This window comes from uncultured Maribacter sp., assembly GCF_947500405.1.
GTDB lineage: Bacteria > Bacteroidota > Bacteroidia > Flavobacteriales > Flavobacteriaceae > Maribacter_B.
On record NZ_CANMRY010000005.1, the window covers coordinates 188,183 to 205,711 of the forward strand.

Here is a 17,529-nt window from a genome sequence, read left to right on the forward strand (position 1 = left end):
TCTAATTATTTTTTACTAAAATTTATTTTATATCTCCAATAACTTACTGCTCCTAAAACAAAAACTCCAAATACAGTATAGTAAATAAAATTTGGGGTTATAACTTGATCTCCACTAGCATAACTATGCAACCCAACCAGATAAAAGTTTACTCCAAAATAGGTCATCATAATAGAGCCAAATGCTACAACACTTAAAAAGTTAAAAGTCCATTTACCTCTTAAACCAGGAACTAGTCTTGTATGTATTACAAAGGCATAAATCATAATTGATACTAATGCCCAAGTTTCTTTTGGATCCCATCCCCAATAACGACCCCAACTTTCATTTGCCCATTGCCCACCAAGAAAGTTTCCAATTGTTAGCATTATTAAGCCTACAGTTAAAGCCATTTCATTAATAATTGTTAGTTCCTGTAGGTTAATATCCATTCTTTTCTTATTCTTCTTATTGGTTAAAACCATAAGTAATAAAGAAACTACACCTAAGATCATACCAACAGTTAAGGGGCCATAACTACCTACAATTACAGCAACATGTATCATTAACCAATAACTATCTAAAACTGGTTGTAAATTTGCTATAGATGGATCTACCCAACTTTGGTGCGCTATCCATAATAACATAGAGGTAACAAATGCAGTGGCTGCAATTGTCATATTATTTTTTCTTCCTAAATATAATCCCATTGCCATAGTAGACCAAGCAACGTATAATATACTTTCATAAGCATCACTCCAAGGAGCATGGCCAGATATATACCAACGCATTATTAAACCTGCGGTATGCCACAAAAAGAAAATAACAATTACACCTTTAAAAGCGTAAATTCCAATTTTCCATATTTCACGGTCTTTAAAAATTTGAAATATTAGTGTAGAAAACATCAAAACACCTACTACAGCATAATATTTATACAAGCGATTAAAAATATTAAGCTTATTATAAACTACTTCAGCATTTACCTTTTCATCTGAAGGTAAAACTTCTTCACCGTGGTTTTTTTGGTTTTGCTTAAAAGCATCTAATAACTTATCTGCTTCTGCATAGTTGCCAGATTTTTTTGCTTTAGATAAAGTCATTAAATAATAAGGCACTGCATTTTTAACAAAATTAGCATATAAAGAATCTGCAACTTGGTATTGTCCTCCCCTATATTCTACTGCAGATATCCACTTATTATTCTCATTATTTAACAATGGAAAAATTTTTACAATTTGCCCACTCAAAGCTTGGTTTAATAAGCTAAGTCTAATATTAGCATCTTTTATATCTTGCTGAAACTTATTAGGGTTATTTGTGCCTGTTGCAGCTTTTAAAAAGGGTTCTAATTTATAGTTTCCTTTGCTATCAAAAAAGTCTGTAGCCTTTACAAATTCTTTACCCTTTTCTACACCTATAGTTTTTCTAATACTATCATTTTGTTTTTTCTTATCTACCGCAATAAATTCCGTATTATACCATATTGCAGGATTCATCATCATAGATAAAAATACTTGGTCTGCATTTAAATCTTTATAAGTATCCTTTAAACTAAGTTTTCTTAATAATTCTGATGAAAATGTATTTATGGGTTTCATTCTACCACTCTCATCTTGTATGACTAGTTTCCCAAATTTCTCTGCGTGTTCTTTAGAAACCATAGTAGCCATTAAAACAGAGTCTATTTGCGCAATAGTGGGTTCATTATTATGATTATGCCCATCATTTACACTATGTTCTTGACTTAAAACAGATACTGTAGAACTTAATAATAATATTAAAGTAAGTGCGCCTTTTTTTGCTTTTATTTTATGTAGTTTTTCTACTAAATCTCTAAATCGAGTTTTTCCAAAGAAAATAGTTCCTAACAAACCAATATATAAAAGTGTATATCCTATATAGGTTATCCAAGTTCCCCAAAAGTCATGATTTACAGAAAGAACAGTCCCTTTTTCATCTGGATCAAAGCTTGCTTGAAAAAAACGATACCCTTGATGGTCTAATACATGATTCATAAATATTTTATAATCAAAAGGACGTTCATCTTCAATGGTAACTTTACTCATAAAAGAGGCATAGCCTTTTTCTGTACCTGGATATTTTTCGGCAATAAAATCGTTAAGTTTTATACTAAAAGGAAGCTCATATACTTTAGAGCCATAGGCTAAAGCAAAATCTAAACCACCTACCTTTATTTTATCTGTAAAGTTTGATGTTCCTTTTCCTCCAAGTATTTTCTTTTCTACAACTTCGCCATTACTCTCAATTTTTACAATTAAAGCATCTTGACTAGCTTTTGTAATTTCTTCTTCTGGTAATGGCACTACTCCATATTCCCCTTGTGTAATTGGATCTGGAATTACAAATTGCATACCTGCTGTGTTATATAAAGATCTTAATTGTAGTTCTTGTAAACTATCTTTTATAACAGTGCCTTGCATTTGGTCTGCCATTCGCATAAAATCACCTTCGAACGGGGACTTTATACTATAAGAACCGTCTTTAGTAAAAATATTAATAGCGCCTTCTGTACTTTTATTTAAAGCAAATAAAACATTATGAATGCTTACTACTTTACCACTCTCTAAATAATGGTCATGTCTTTGTCCATTACCAGCTTCAACAATTTTTAAAAAGAAGTTTCCGGTATTACTTGGCACCAAACCTAACTTAGCCCCTTTTATAAAATCTACATAAGAAATTGTAAAATCTTGATTATTATAATCGGATTTCCAAGGTAAGTTAGATTTTAATGCTTCAGGAGTAACAATTAAATCATCTTCAAGAACCTTTCTCTTAGGTTCTCCATTTATTTCCCCATCAACAAATGCTGTTAAATATGTTTTATCAGAATAAAAAACTTTTTCTGTATTGCCCTCTCTAATAGGCATCATACCTTCAAAACTAATATACCTAGTTACAAAAGCCCCTAAAATTATTAATATCCAAGAAAGGTGTAATACTAAAACTGGCCACTTTTCTTTTCTTAAAAGTTTATACCTAAAAATATTCCCCACAAAATTAATTACAAAAAACACCATTATAGCTTCAAACCAGGTAGTATTATAAATCCAGATTCTTGCGGTTTCTGTACTATACCAACTTTCTATAAAAGTTCCAAATGCCATTGCTGTTGCAAATACAATAAATAGAACAGACATTAAACGTGTAGAGAAAAAGAATTTTTTAAGTATGTTGGTCATTACAAAAATGAGTTAATTTTCAGCCAGTAAAAATACAGCCTTTTTGCGAGTATTATTTACAATACTACTGTTAAAATAATTACAACGTTTAATTTTAATTGGCTAATTATTTGCTTTATTAAGAGTAAATATATCCTTAATTTAGCAGTATGTTACAAGTAGTAATTTTAGGCACAGGAAATATTGCGCAACATTTGTTTAATATATTTACTACCTACACTAATATTACAATTGTACAAGTAGTAGGCAGAAATAGTAAAGCTTTAGAGTTTTTTAAGGAAAAAACGGAGACCCAAACTAACTTTAACAAAATTAAAAATGCTGATTTTTACATCATAGCTGTTAGCGATTCTGCTGTTGAAGAAGTGGCTTCTTTTCTTAAGAACAAAAACGGTATAGTTGCCCACACAGCTGGGAGCATACCAATGAAAGTATTACAATATCATCCTAATCATGGAATTTTTTATCCGCTCCAAACATTTACAAAAAATTATCCTGTAGATTTTAAGAGTGTACCTATGTGTATTGAAGCAAATACTAATGAAAGTAGTATTCTTTTAAAAAAATTAGCCAATATTATATCAGATACTGTATACGATGTTACCTCAGAACAAAGAAAAAAATTACACTTAACCGCTGTTTTTATAAATAACTTTAGCAACTATATGTATCAAATAGGAAGTGATATTTGTGAGAAAAACGACCTATCTTTTGATATTATAAAGCCTTTAATCCTAGAAACAGCAAAAAAAGGAACGCTATTTAATCCAGAAACTATTTTAACTGGTCCAGCCCGCAGAGGTGACTATAAAACAATAGATATTCATAAATCTCAAATTAATAATAAAGAGCATCTAAAAATATACAATGTTATAACAGATGCAATTCTAAATAAATATGGAAAAAAGCTATAAAGAGTACCTACAAAACGTTACAACTTTTGTTTTTGATGTAGATGGTGTATTTACAGATGGTACTGTACAAGTTACTACCTCTGGAGAAATGTTACGTACAATGAGCGTAAAAGACGGTTATGCTCTAAAAGTTGCCATTAAAAAGGGGTATAATGTTTGTATAATTTCTGGAGGAACAAATGAAGGGGTAAAAATTAGACTTCAAGGACTTGGCGTAAAAGATATTTACATGGGCGCGCATTTAAAAATGCCCCCTTTACAAGAATATTTAACTGCTAATAATATTGCTCCTAAAAATGTTCTTTATATGGGAGATGATATGCCCGATGTACCTCCATTAGAATATGTAGGCCTATCTACTTGCCCGCAAGATGCAATCCCCGAAGTAAAAGCAGTTTCAAAATATATTTCTCATAAAAATGGTGGCCATGCTTGCGTAAGAGATGTTATAGAGCAAGTGCTTAAAGTACGTGGAGATTGGTTGGGAAATTACAGTGCATCAAACGATTAATATGCTTCTACAAAAATTAGAAAAGTATAAAATAATTTTAGCATCTGGATCTCCTAGAAGACAACAATTTTTCAAAGATTTAGGAATCCCTTTTAAAGTACGTTTAAAAGATGTTGATGAAGTTTATCCTGATAATTTAAAAGGGGAGGAAATTTCTGATTATTTAGCAGAATTAAAAGCATCTCCTCAAAAAGAAACTTTGCTAGCTAATGAAATTCTAATAACATCAGACACTGTTGTTTGGTATAATAATGAATCTTTAGCTAAAGCAGCCAATGCAGGGGAAGCCTATAAAATGTTACGGAAATTATCTGGAGATTGGCATAAAGTAATAACATCAGTATGTTTTACTACTTCAATAAAACAAACAACTGTTAACCATACTACCAAAGTAAAATTTAAAGAATTAAGTGATGATGAAATTTGGTATTATATAGAAAATTACAAACCTTTTGACAAAGCAGGTGCGTATGGTATTCAAGAATGGATTGGTCTTATTGCTATTGAAAAAATAGAAGGTTCTTACACTAATGTAGTAGGTTTACCAACACAACTAGTATATAATTATTTAGAAGAAATTACTAAATAAAAATGATTCTAGGTTCCTACTACAAAACCTAGAATCATTAATAATTTACTCCATAATTTAGATTTAAACTTGCTGAGAGTTACCTAGACAGTTTACTTACTTTCTTTTATTAAAAATAATAAGCCATACCAAAAAGTAAATTAGATGTGTCTAATGAAAAATTAAAAGAATCGCTTTTATTTTCATTAAATTGATTTTCTTCTTCTGTTTTAAAAGACGAATATCCTAATGCCCCAATACCCGCTTCTAATGCTAATTTATTAGAAATTAAAAAAGAAATTCCTGGACGAAAACCAAGAAAAATACTTCTCCCATCATTCGTAGACTCTGGAGAATTAGAAGATGTTATATTTCTCCAATTTTTTGAATAATTAACTTCTGCTTGCACATAAATTGCCAGCCTGCTTCCCAAACTTTTATACCCTCTTATAAATGGCAAAACACCAATACTTGTTGATGTATTTTCACTTTCATTAGAATTAAGCATGGGATAGTCAATATTGTTTTTAGAATAACTAGAGGTAATACCTAAACCAACTATGAAATTATCTTTAATTGCATAACCTAATTTTGGAGCAAAACCCATATTGGTATTATTAAACTCTACACTCCCGTTACTAGAATTGTTTTCAGAATTTGAAAAATTAAAAAAAATAGAGCCCCCTAAATATTTAGAGCCTTTCTCTATTTTAAAATTTTCATTCTCTACTTGTGCAGTTAAAAATAGAACGATAAAAAACTGGTAAAAAAGAATATTTTTTTCATTTAAATTATTTTATAGATTAAGTAATGCCTTACATCAACCTTTATACCATTACCATGTTTATTTTCTTAATTAGCATATAAATAACATTGAATTAACTTTTTGTTTTTATGCCTACAAAAATTAAAAAAACATAATTCACTTATATTCTATTTAAAAGCCATCCCTAACTATATTTTTGGTAATTTTATTAAAAATTCACAATCATGAGAAATACTATGTATTTAGTAAGTTTATGTTTTTTACTATTGCTAAATTTTAGTGCATGTAAGAATAAGGCAAAACAAAAAGAAAATGTTTTAGCTCTTGAAGCAAGTTTAAAAAAAGAAAACAGTGTAAAACCTAACAAAGAACCTAATCCAGAGTTTAAAAAGTATTGGTATGTTGGTAATGCAGAAATTACCTCTTACCAACTTACCCAAGCCCGCTATGGAGAACTAAGAGAAGGTAATGCTGTACTTGTTTATGTAACCGAACCTTTTTTGGCAGACAAACAAGTAAAGGCAGATAAACCAAATAAAAACAATATTTCGGTATTAAAACTAAATAGCACAAAAAATTACCTAACAGGAATTTACCCTTATTCTATAATGAATAGTAGTTTTTATCCCGTACACGACAATTCTCATGCATTAAAAATTTCATTTTCTGCCCAGGAATGGTGTGGTCATGTATACGGTCAAATAAATAATAAAGAAGATTTTGAAGTAATGTCTCACTCCTATTTTGAAAGTGATGCGGATCAAAGTTTTAAACTTCAAAAAACGGTTTTAGAAAACGAAATATGGAATAAAATTAGAGTTAACCCAGCCAACCTACCTATTGGGAATTTAAAAATTATTCCTTCTATAGAATATACCACACTATCTCATAAAAAATTAAAGGCTTATAAAGCAATTACATCAATAGAAAAAAAAGGTAGTATTTATTATTATTCTATTTCGTATCCAGAATTGGAAAGAGACTTAACAATACAATTTTCTGCCAAATTTCCATACATAATTGAAGGCTGGGTAGAAACTTTTAATAGTGGATCTGGAGCAAACAAGAAAAAATTAATCTCCACAGCAAAAAAAATAAAAACTATTAAAACTGATTATTGGAATAAGCATGATAATGCGCATTTACATTTAAGAGACAGTTTAAAATTATAATATTATAAAAATTATTAATGGATAATTATTTTACAAGGAACCAAACAGAATTACTAGCCACAGCTGTAACAATTGCTCTTTTTATTACATTAAAACTAATAATAACTAAAGTTGTAAAAAAAACAGGAGAATCTAGTAAGTTTATAGAAATACGAACAAAACTAGTTAACAAGTATATAACTATAATATTATACATTATTGTTATTGGTATCTTAACCTTTATTTGGGGTGTAAACTTTAAAGAAATAGGGCTTTTATTTTCCTCCATTTTTGCAGTAATAGGTATTGCTTTATTTGCGCAATGGTCCATACTAAGTAATTTAACAGCTGGAGTTATACTTTTCTTTGCTTTTCCTTTTAAAATTGGAGATAAAGTAAGAGTTTTAGATAATGATATTAATAGTGAAACTATTTATCTTATTGAGGATATTAAAGCTTTTCATGTAAGTTTACGTAAAGAAAGTGGTGAATTGTTAGTATATCCAAACAGTTTAATGATGCAAAAAGCTGTAGCTCTAATTAACTAAAAACTTTTTTATCTGTTAAAGAAGTTTTAAAAAAAATTACATGGGGTTTAATCTTTATATCTTTGATAGCAATCTAAACCAAAACTCATGCTTCAAAGACTAGCAACTTGCTTACTAGCATTTTTTTCATTTGTATTAAGTTTCTCCCAAGCCCCTCAAAAAAATACGCCTTCAGAAATTTATCATTCTATAGAAAAACTTAATTTTTTAGGAACTGCATTATATGTTGCAGCGCATCCAGATGATGAAAACACAAGACTTATCTCCTATTTATCTAATAAAGTAAAAGCTCGCACAGGCTATTTATCACTCACCAGAGGAGACGGAGGGCAAAACATTATAGGTCCAGAATTAAGAGAATCTTTAGGAGTTCTTAGAACACAAGAATTACTAAAAGCACGTAGTATCGATGGTGGAGAACAGTTTTTTAGTAGAGCTAACGATTTTGGGTATTCTAAACATCCAGACGAAACACTTCAAATTTGGAATAAAGAAGAGATTCTAGGAGATGTCGTACGCGCAATAAGAACATTTAAACCAGATATCATTATTAACAGGTTTGACCATCGTAGTCCAGGTACAACTCATGGCCACCATACCTCTTCTGCAATGCTTAGTGTAGAAGCTTTTGATTTGGTTAATGATGTTACCTCATACGCAAAGCAATTAGAAACTACAGACACATGGCAACCACAAAGGTTATTTTTTAATACCTCATGGTGGTTTTATGGTAGTGAAGAAAAATTTAAAAAGGCCGATAAATCTAAAATGTTAAATGTAGATATTGGTGTGTATTACCCAATGTTAGGAATGTCTAATAATGAAATTGCTGCAATTGCAAGTAGCCAACATTTATGCCAAGGTTTTGGTCGTTTATCAGAAAGAGGTTCCACAAAGGAGTATGTAGAACTACTAAAAGGAGATTTACCGCAAAACAAACATGATTTATTTTATGGCATAAACACCACATGGTCAAGAATTAATGGTGGAAAGGAAATAGGAGCTATATTAAATAAAGTAGAAGCAGAATTTAATTTTAAAAACCCATCTACGCATATCCCAGATTTAGTAAAAGCATATACTTTGCTTCAAAAATCTAGCAACGAACATTGGAAAGCTATTAAATCTAAAGAGCTAAAAGAAATTATTAGTAACCTAGCAGGGCTACATTTAGAAGCTTTTGCGGCAAATACAAATGCCACCCCAGGAGAAACAGTTTCTGTAAACATTGAAGTTATTAATAGAAGCACGTCCCCTATTACACTTAAAGAGGTCTATTTACAAAAAGATAGTGCTAAACACGAGAATATAGATTTACAAGAAAACGTAAAAAATAATTTAAAATTAAACCTTCTTATTCCTGAAAACACTCAATTTACTAGTCCTTACTGGCTAAATGAAAAAGGAACATTAGGAATGTATATTGTAAAGGATAAAAAATTACTTGGCAAACCAGAAACACCAAGAGCCTTTAACGCTACTTATGTTTTAGATTTTAACGGTTCTACAATTACATTTATAAAACCAATTGTATATAAATATGCAAAAAGAGATAAAGGAGAAATTTTTCAGCCTTTTGAAATTGTTCCTGAAGCAACCACAAGCTTCAATGACAAAGTAATAATATTTGCTGATGAAAAATTTAAAGAGGTAGAAGTGTCTGTAAAAGCGCATAAGAATAATATAGAAGGTACAGTACAATTATGTTATGACAAAAAGTGGGGTATAAATAAAGAAACTAAACCTTTTAAAATAGAGAAAAAAGGAGATGAACAAATAATAAAATTCATTTTAACACCTCCAGAGAATGAAAATGAAAGCTATATATCTCCTATTATAAAACTTAATGGAAAAGAGATTACTAAAGACTTAATTACTATTGCGTATGACCATATACCAACACAAACTATTCTTTTACCTGCCGAAGCAAAAGTAGTACGCTTGAACATTAAAAAAGCAGGAGAAAACATAGGGTATATTATGGGTGCCGGTGATGAAGTTCCAAAAAGCTTGCAACAAATAGGATATACAGTACACACTATAGACCCTACAACAATTACAAAAGGTTCCTTACAAAAATTTGATGCCGTTGTTGTTGGTATACGAGCCTATAATGTAATTCCAGAACTAAAATTTAAGCAACCTTTTTTGTTAGATTATGTTAACCAAGGTGGTAATTTAATAATACAGTACAACACTGCTGGCAGATGGGATAAACAGTTTGAAAACATTGCCCCTTACCCACTTCAAATATCAAGAGATAGGGTTACCAATGAAAATTCTGAAGTTAAAATTCTTGCCAAGGATCATTCTGTAATCAATTTTCCAAATCAGATTAACCAGAACGATTTTAATGGTTGGGTACAAGAAAGAGGGTTATATTTTCCAAATAAATGGTCTTCAGAATTTACCCCAATTTTACAAATGAAAGATAAAGGAGAAGCTGCTACAAAAGGAAGCTTATTAGTAGCTCCTTATGGCAAAGGAAATTACATTTATACAGGACTCAGTTTTTTTAGAGAATTACCTGCAGGAGTTCCTGGAGCTTATAAGCTATTCTCTAATCTTTTATCTATAGGAAAAGATTCTATAGAGAAAAAAAGAAAGATTAAAGGATGAAAAACAAAATTAAAAAAGCTTTATGGAAAAAAGAATACACATTAGTACTTGTTCTTAATATAGTATACATATTAGTTTTTTTCTATGTAATGACATCTTTCTGTTAATATGGGAATATTAGATTGGGTAATACTTAGCGGAACACTACTTTTTATTGTTGGTTATGGTGTCTGGAAAACAAAAGGAAGCTCCAATGTAGATGAGTATATTCGTGCTGGTAATAAAGCAAAATGGTGGACAATTGGTCTTTCTGTAATGGCAACGCAGGCAAGTGCTATTACTTTTTTATCTACACCAGGCCAAGCTTTTCATGACGGTATGGGTTTTGTTCAATTTTATTTTGGACTACCTCTTGCAATGATTATTATTTGTATGGTTTTTATACCTCTTTACCATAAAATGAAGGTATATACCGCCTATGAATTTTTGGAGAATAGATTTGACCTTAAAACAAGAACCTTAGCTGCTATATTATTTTTAATACAAAGAGGACTAGCAGCAGGAATTACCATTTTTGCTCCTTCTATAATTTTATCTGCAGTATTAGGTTGGCATTTAAGAACTCTTAATATAATAATAGGAACCTTAGTTATTATATATACTGTTTCTGGAGGCACAAAAGCAGTAAGTGTTACGCAAAAACAGCAAATGTTTATAATAATGTCTGGAATGTTTTTGGCTTTCTTTTTTATATTAGATTATTTTCCCTCAGATATTTCTTTTTCCAAAGCTTTAAAAATTGCTGGAGCTAACAATAAACTAGAAATATTAAATTTTAGCCTTAACACTAAAAGTAGATATACTTTCTGGAGCGGAATTACTGGAGGTTTATTTTTGGCACTGTCTTATTTTGGTACAGATCAAAGTCAGGTACAACGCTATTTATCAGGAAAATCTGTTCGTGAAAGTCAATTAGGACTGGTATTTAATGGTTTCTTAAAAATTCCAATGCAATTCTTTATCCTTCTTGTGGGTGTAATGGTATTTGTTTTTTATCAATATAACCCAGCACCCTTAAACTTTAATCCTTCTGCTACAGAAACCGTACTAAATTCTAACTATAGTGACGAATATAAATTACTGCAAAACGAACAAATAAAATTAGAATCGGAAAAATATATAGCTCAAAATAAATACTCTTCTGCTTTAGATTTAAAAGAGTATACTGCTATTCAAGAAGCTAAACAGCATATTATAAAAATTAACCAGAAAGATGCTAAAAATAGAGTTCTCGCAAAAGAAATCATAAAAAAAGCAGATAAAAGCGCAGAGACAAATGATAAAGATTATGTTTTTATATATTTTATACTAAACAACCTACCAAAAGGGTTAATTGGTCTTTTGCTTGCCGTAATACTATCAGCTGCAATGTCTTCAACAGCATCAGAATTAAATGCTTTAGGAACAATAACAGCATTAGATTTGTATAAAAGGAACAGAAAAGGAACTTTTACAGAAAAACACTACGTAACCGCCTCTAAATGGTTTACTTTAATTTGGGGGGTAATTGCCATTTTAATTGCTTGTATTGCCAATTTATTCGACAATTTAATACAGCTCGTTAATATTATAGGAAGTATATTCTACGGCAACGTATTAGGTATATTTTTATTAGCTTTCTTTTTAAAATGGATAAAGGGTAACGCAGTGTTTTATGCTGCCATACTTACCCAAATTATTATATGCTTTATATATTACTACCTAATACACATTTACCCAGCTGGTGAAGAAAAACTTGGCTATTTATGGTTAAATTTTATTGGTGCGGCTTTAGTAATTTTCATTGCAATACTCTTTCAATTTTTTGATAAAAAGAACAAAAAAATTAAGATTAGAGCTTAAATAATATTTTCTTTATATTGTATAAATTATTTAATTCACTAATTATTCTAATATAGTATCTTTAAAAGTGATTTTAATGAAATATTTTACATGAAATTATCAGGTTCATCTTATAATATTCAACAAAAAATTCTGGTTGCAGTAGACTGTATAATTTTTGGATATGACTCCAACAATCTTAAACTTTTATTATTTAAAAGAAAAGTAGATCCCTTAAAAGGGCAATGGTCTTTAGTTGGTGCATTTGTAAAAAATGATTTGTCTATTAAAGATGCTGCAAAACAAATTTTGTTTGAATCTACAGGTTTAAAAGATATATTTTTAGAAGAACTTAAAACCTATGGAGATATTAACAGGGATCCGGGAGAGCGTGTAATTTCTATAGGACATTACAGTTTAATAGGTATAAATGATTTTGACATTGAGCAAGTAAAAGAATTTGATGCCGAGTGGTTTAATATAAATGAAATTCCAGAATTAATTTTGGACCATAGAATTATGGTTGAAGATGCTATCATTGAACTAAAAAATAAAGTAAGACACCAACCTATTGGTTTTAAACTACTACCAAAACATTTTACATTACCAGATCTTCAAACTTTATACGAATGTATTTATCAAAGACCGTTAGATTCCAGAAATTTTAGAAAAAAATTTCTTTCTTTAAACATATTAATAAAAACAGACAAAAAAGATAGAACCAGCTCTAAAAAAGGAGCTTTTCTATATCGTTTTGACAAAGAAAAATTTAATGATTTAATTGCAAAAGGGTATAACTTCGAAATATAGAATTCTTAAATTTATTTAAATAAGCGTAAATTTTACACTTAAAATATATTTCTTATATTGCAAGCATTATTCATTAATCTTTTTATGTATGATTAAAGATAGTGTTGTTAGTTTTTTTAAAGAAAATTATTCTCCTAATCCCATAATTATAAAGTCTCCTGGAAGAGTTAATATAATAGGGGAACACACAGATTATAATTTAGGTTTTGTTTTACCTGCATCTATAGAAAAAGCTATTTATTTTGCAATACAAGTAAATAACACTTCTACATTTAATATAGAAGCGTTTTTAACGCTTCCAGAAAAAATAACTTTAAATTTAAAAGGAAATGGTCCAAAATTCTCTTGTTTTTGGGGAAAATATTTTAAAGCCATTATTGAAATCTTAAACGAAAAAAATTATACTCTTAAAGGTATAGATTGTGTTTTTGGAGGAGACATTCCAATAGGATCAGGTCTTTCCTCATCAGCTGCTCTTTGCTGTGGTTTTACACTTGCTATTTCTGAATTGTTAGATTTAAAAATACCTAGAGAAGAAATTGCCAAAATTGGACAAGCTGCAGAACATAAAATTGGTCTTAATTGTGGATTAATGGATCAATACGCTGTTTTATTTGGTAAAAAATCTAATGCGCTGTTCTTAGATTGTAAAGATTTAAGTTATAAATATGTTCCAATTAATTTAGTAGGATATAGTTGGGTACTTATAAACTCCAATGTAAAACATGAATTAGCTGTTGGCAATGAGTATAATAACAGAAGACAATCTTGTGAAAATATAGTGGCAAAAGTTAAAGAAACTAGCCCTAATGTAGCCTCATTAAGAGATGTTACAGAAGAAGCTATTCTAAAAGTAAAAGATAGTGTTTCATCAATAGATTTTAAAAGAGCTCTATATGTAATAAAAGAAAATGGTAGGGTTCTAAAAATGATAAGTGCGTTAGAAAAAGGTAACGCAAAAGAAATTGGAACTATTTTATTAGAAGGTCATAGATCCATGTCTTCAGATTTTGAAATTAGCACTTCTGAAATAGACTACTTAGTAGACGTAAGCCAAAAACAAGACGGAGTTGTAGGTTCTAGAATGATGGGTGGAGGCTTTGGAGGTTGCACTATTAATTTAATTAAAGATGAAAACAGAGAAGTAGCTGTAAAAAATATTTTAACAGCTTATAAAAAAGAAACTGAAATTACTTCTGAATATTATCATTTAAAAATAGACGATAGCGTACATATTTTAAATTCTTAAGATAAATGAACGATAATTTTAATGCTGCACCGCATAGACGATATAATATTTTAACTGGTGAATGGGTTTTGGTTTCACCACATAGAACAAAAAGACCGTGGCAAGGAAAAAAAGAAGAGACTGCTAAGCCAGAAATAATTACTTATGATCCAAATTGTTATTTATGCCCTACAAATACAAGAATTAATGGCGAAGTAAATTCAGATTACAAAAACACATTTGTTTTTACAAATGATTTTGGAGCCCTACTTCCTAATAGCTTAGATTTTAATTACGAAGAAGGGCTTTTAAAAGCAGAAGGTGAAACTGGTATTTGCAAAGTAATATGTTTTTCTCCAGACCATTCTTTAACGCTACCTGATATGGAAGTATCAGACATAGAAAAAGTCATCACTACTTGGCAAGAAGAATATAAAGAATTAAGTGCTAAGCCAGAAATTAATCATGTGCAAATATTTGAAAATAAAGGAGCTACAATGGGATGCAGTAACCCGCACCCGCATGGGCAAATATGGGCGCAAAAGTCTACCCCAAATGAAGTTTTAAAGAAAACAGAAAAACAAGAAGAGTATTTTAAAAAACATGGAAAAAGCTTATTAACTGCTTATATAGAACAAGAGTTAAAAGAAAAAGAACGTATTATTTTTGAGAATGAAAGTTTTGTTAGTTTAGTTCCTTTTTGGGCTGTTTGGCCATATGAAGTAATGATTGTTCCTAAAAACCATAGAAAAAGTATTTGCGAACTTACAGGTAAAGAAAAATTAGATTATGCTGAACAACTAAAAATTGTAACGCAAAAATATGATAAGTTATTCGACACCTCCTTTCCTTATTCTTCTGGTATACACCAATCTCCAACAAATGGAGAGTATCCAGAATGGCATTTTCATATGAGCTTCTACCCTCCTTTATTACGTTCTGCAACAGTAAAGAAATTTATGGTAGGTTATGAAATGTTTGGTATGCCACAAAGAGACATAACAGCAGAGTTAGCCGCTAAAAGCTTAAGAGAACTATGAGACTTTCGGTAATAAGTACAAACTATAAAATTAAAGGCAGTTCCCCCGAGTATTTAACTAGCAATTATTTTGCAAATTAAATAACCAACTCTAAACAACAAAAAGCCATAACTTTAAATAATTATGGCTTTTTTAAATTTATATAATCAGAGTTACAAAAGGCTATTCTACTTCAATACCCCACTCTGTTAAAGAGTCTTTGTTCATTTTTATATAATTTGCATTACCTGCTTCTTTAGCAGCTGCTAAAGACCTTTTTGCAGCGGCAATTGCATTTTTATTATCTCCTTGCTTAGCATAAATAAGAGATTGTTTTCTAGACATCCAAAAAGCTTTATCATTCATAGAAACCGCTTTAGCTATCCATTCTTGTGCTTGCTTTAAATCTTTATCTGCCTCATAATAGTAGGAAGCAGCTGCATAATAATCATTTGCAGAAGGTCCATTCATTACAGTTTCTATACTTTTAGATGCTTTAACATCTGTAGGAACAGTAAAAGGAACATTTACCATTGTTTTATCCCATAAAATTCCTAATGATGCTCCGTTATTAGTTAAATCATCAATAGTAATTGTAAAACTCTCTACAGCCATTGGTAAAGCATATACTTTAACTGTTGCTTTGGCTACAACTAAGCTCTCATCCCATGTTTTTGGTGCGCCCCAGTTTTCTGTATTAGAATAGAAAAGCACTTCCCAATTTTCTTTTCCAGGTTTTGTAAAAACAGCATAAGTACCTGCTTTTACTTTAGCACCACTAATTACTACATCGTCACTAAAAGATATTGTAGTGTTTTTATTTGCACCTGTTCTCCATAAAGTATTAAAAGGAACTAAGTTTCCAAAAATCTCTCTACCCTTTTTAGAAGGCCTAGAATATTCTACAGTAACGTCTGTTAAACCTACTTTTTGCTCTAATTTAGAAGCAGGACTAGGTGCTGGTGTTGTAATCTGAGCATTCATAGATAATGAAGCTGCTACAGCTACTAGTGTTAATAGTATTTTTTTCATTTTCATATTATTTTATTGTTCAGGCAAAACTAAACATTATGATAAGGTGTATTTGTTAATAAATCCTTAAATTAAACTAGAAGACACTTACAAAACTAAATCACAAACACATAATTTTGTTTAATTTTTATGAAATATTATTAAACAAAATTGTATATTTGTTTGATGAAACTTTATCAACTACATACCAAACAAAAACTACCTATATCACAAAAAGATGCTTGGGACTTTTTATCAAATCCATCAAATTTAAAAATAATTACACCAGATTACATGGGGTTTAACATCCTATCTAATCAAGATAAAAAAATGTATTCTGGTCAAATAATACATTACAAAGTAACTCCTGTACTTGGAATAAAGACAACTTGGGTAACAGAAATTACTCATGTTAAAGAAGGAGAGTATTTTGTAGATGAACAAAGGTTTGGACCATATTCTTTATGGCATCACAAGCACTTTATAATACCTACAAGCGAAGGGGTTATCATGGAAGATATAATAGACTATAAAATTCCAATGGGGATTTTAGGGCAATTGGCAAATCCTATAATAGTCAAAAAAAAATTAAAAGAAATTTTTACATACAGGTATCTAAAACTGGAAGAACTATTCGGAAAAGTTACAAACAAAAGTCCTGAATTAACTTTTAAAAGTTTTTAAAATGAAAAAAAATATTCTCATAATTGGTGGCTCTAGTGGTATTGGAAAAACTATAGTAAATAATATAATGGAAGAGTATAATTTATATGTTGCAAACAGGTCTAAAGAAAATAGTAACCTAGAAGATGTAACGTATATAAAATTTGATGCTACTAAAGACAACTTAGAAACTTCATTATTACCAGATGTTCTTCATGGATTAATATACTGTCCAGGTAATATAAATCTAAAACCCTTTAAAATACTAAAAACGGAGTCTTTTCGTGAGGATATGGAAATTAACTTTTTCAGTTTAGTTAATATAGTAAAGAGTGTTATTCCTATAATGACGGATGAAGCAAGTATTGTTTTATTTAGTACTGTTGCTGTTGGTACTGGCATGCCTTTTCATACAAGTATTGCTGCTGCTAAAGGTGCTATTGAAGGTTTTGCAAAATCACTGGCTGCAGAATATGCCCCAAAAATTAGAGTAAATGTAATTGCTCCTTCCTTAGTAGATACTCCTTTATCCAAACGCTTATTAAACAATGACAAAAGAAGAGAAGCAATGGCCAACAGACATCCTTTAAAGAGAATTGGCAATACAGAAGATATTGCAAGTATGGCTGGTTTTTTAATCAGTAATAAAAGTACCTGGATTACAGGTCAAACAATAGGAATAGATGGTGGTTTATCTCAAATAAATAAAGGGTAA

Annotated in this window: 15 protein-coding genes; 12 read left to right on the top strand and 3 right to left on the bottom strand. The window is 30.1% G+C overall.

Going from position 1 to position 17,529, the window contains the following annotated elements; translation table 11 throughout:
* Positions 1-5: 5 nt before the first annotated feature.
* On the bottom strand, positions 6-3,185 hold the full coding sequence (ccsA, locus tag Q0945_RS09130) for a cytochrome c biogenesis protein CcsA (RefSeq protein WP_299433816.1): 3,180 nt from the start codon (positions 3,183-3,185) through the stop codon (positions 6-8).
* Positions 3,186-3,334: 149 nt separating this feature from the next.
* On the opposite strand from ccsA, the gene Q0945_RS09135 reads away from it, so the two are divergent.
* Genes Q0945_RS09135 through Q0945_RS09145 form a run of 3 tightly spaced genes read left to right on the top strand, consistent with a single transcriptional unit; the run spans position 3,335 to position 5,199 of the window.
* Positions 3,335-4,099, top strand: coding sequence for a Rossmann-like and DUF2520 domain-containing protein (locus Q0945_RS09135; protein ID WP_299433817.1), 765 nt, complete (start codon positions 3,335-3,337; stop codon positions 4,097-4,099).
* Entirely contained in the window at positions 4,083-4,610 is a 528-nt protein-coding gene (locus Q0945_RS09140; RefSeq protein WP_299433818.1) for an HAD hydrolase family protein, read from the top strand. Before Q0945_RS09135 ends, Q0945_RS09140 begins: the two co-directional genes overlap by 17 nt.
* A 1-nt stretch (position 4,611) precedes the next feature.
* Complete coding sequence (locus Q0945_RS09145) at positions 4,612-5,199, top strand: Maf-like protein (RefSeq protein ID WP_299433819.1); 588 nt, start codon at positions 4,612-4,614, stop codon at positions 5,197-5,199.
* Positions 5,200-5,308: 109 nt separating this feature from the next.
* Here Q0945_RS09145 and Q0945_RS09150 read toward each other — a convergent pair whose 3' ends face one another.
* Complete coding sequence (locus Q0945_RS09150) at positions 5,309-5,953, bottom strand: outer membrane beta-barrel protein (RefSeq protein WP_366136149.1); 645 nt, start codon at positions 5,951-5,953, stop codon at positions 5,309-5,311.
* Between the two features lie 215 nt (positions 5,954-6,168).
* On the opposite strand from Q0945_RS09150, the gene Q0945_RS09155 reads away from it, so the two are divergent.
* From Q0945_RS09155 to Q0945_RS09185, 7 genes are all read left to right on the top strand, one after another.
* On the top strand, positions 6,169-7,116 hold the full coding sequence (locus Q0945_RS09155; protein ID WP_299433820.1) for a septum formation inhibitor Maf: 948 nt from the start codon (positions 6,169-6,171) through the stop codon (positions 7,114-7,116).
* Positions 7,117-7,133: 17 nt separating this feature from the next.
* On the top strand, positions 7,134-7,643 hold the full coding sequence (locus tag Q0945_RS09160) for a mechanosensitive ion channel domain-containing protein (protein ID WP_299433821.1): 510 nt from the start codon (positions 7,134-7,136) through the stop codon (positions 7,641-7,643).
* An 87-nt stretch (positions 7,644-7,730) separates the two neighbouring features.
* A complete protein-coding gene (locus Q0945_RS09165; RefSeq protein ID WP_299433822.1) occupies positions 7,731-10,262 on the top strand; it encodes a PIG-L family deacetylase in 2,532 nt (843 codons plus the stop codon).
* Between the two features lie 108 nt (positions 10,263-10,370).
* Positions 10,371-12,104, top strand: coding sequence for a sodium:solute symporter (locus tag Q0945_RS09170; protein ID WP_299433823.1), 1,734 nt, complete (start codon positions 10,371-10,373; stop codon positions 12,102-12,104).
* 90 nt (positions 12,105-12,194) lie between these two features.
* Complete coding sequence (locus Q0945_RS09175; protein WP_299433824.1) at positions 12,195-12,893, top strand: NUDIX domain-containing protein; 699 nt, start codon at positions 12,195-12,197, stop codon at positions 12,891-12,893.
* A gap of 88 nt (positions 12,894-12,981) precedes the next feature.
* Positions 12,982-14,142, top strand: coding sequence for a galactokinase (galK, locus tag Q0945_RS09180; RefSeq protein ID WP_299433825.1), 1,161 nt, complete (start codon positions 12,982-12,984; stop codon positions 14,140-14,142).
* Positions 14,143-14,147: 5 nt separating this feature from the next.
* Complete coding sequence (locus tag Q0945_RS09185) at positions 14,148-15,161, top strand: UDP-glucose--hexose-1-phosphate uridylyltransferase (RefSeq protein WP_299433826.1); 1,014 nt, start codon at positions 14,148-14,150, stop codon at positions 15,159-15,161.
* 162 nt (positions 15,162-15,323) lie between these two features.
* Here the strand turns inward: Q0945_RS09185 and Q0945_RS09190 are convergent, their stop codons facing one another.
* Positions 15,324-16,172: a DUF2911 domain-containing protein gene (locus Q0945_RS09190; RefSeq protein WP_299433827.1), complete on the bottom strand. Its 849-nt coding sequence runs from the start codon at positions 16,170-16,172 to the stop codon at positions 15,324-15,326.
* A gap of 165 nt (positions 16,173-16,337) precedes the next feature.
* Here Q0945_RS09190 and Q0945_RS09195 point away from each other — a divergent pair, with 165 nt between their 5' ends.
* Together Q0945_RS09195 and Q0945_RS09200 are read left to right on the top strand one after the other, a co-directional pair.
* Positions 16,338-16,835, top strand: a complete 498-nt coding sequence (locus Q0945_RS09195; RefSeq protein ID WP_299433828.1) for an SRPBCC family protein — start codon at positions 16,338-16,340, stop codon at positions 16,833-16,835.
* A gap of 1 nt (position 16,836) precedes the next feature.
* On the top strand, positions 16,837-17,529 hold the full coding sequence (locus Q0945_RS09200; RefSeq protein ID WP_299433830.1) for an SDR family oxidoreductase: 693 nt from the start codon (positions 16,837-16,839) through the stop codon (positions 17,527-17,529).